This is a genomic window from Virgibacillus carmonensis (genome assembly GCF_057836705.1).
Genome location: NZ_JBYQFJ010000450.1, coordinates 1 through 504, shown reverse-complemented (window position 1 = coordinate 504; position 504 = coordinate 1). Strand labels below are relative to the sequence as shown.

1 protein-coding gene is annotated in these 504 nt (G+C 44.8%); it reads right to left on the bottom strand.

The features are described from left to right. A partial coding sequence (locus AC3G7N_RS22835; RefSeq protein WP_493508108.1) for an efflux permease Rv1217c-related protein occupies positions 1-504 on the bottom strand: 504 nt, incomplete at both ends.

Genomic DNA, 504 nt, shown 5'->3' with positions numbered 1-504 from the left:
AGGAAGCCGCTCCCTAAATCACGAATCCCGTGCAAATAGTTTGCAATTGCAAACAGAACCATCGATACACCAATCATTAATACGATTTGCCACCAATTATTCGCATCATAAGCTGCTGTTTTGGTAACCCAACCGAGTGGTGAGATCCAGCTCAGCGTCTCATTACTTACATCGCCAACCGCACGCACAATGTAAGCGATTAGCAGAATAGCAATAGATAAACCCATTGTACCGCGTGAACTCTCCGAAAGCTGGGCGAAAACTGTTGTGACACCAGCAAAGAAAATTCCCGTTGCCCCAAGTGTCGCGCCATATAATAAAGACCCTTCTATCTGCATACTTTCAATATTTAGTGCGTATAACCCTAAACCGGTAAGGAGTGATAAAACGATAAAACTGACGGTGTAAACTAATATCGTTGCATTCAAATTGGATAACCGCCCGACCGGTAAAGAACGGACCAATTCGATACGGCCCTCTTCCTCATCTCCCCTTGTATGCCGT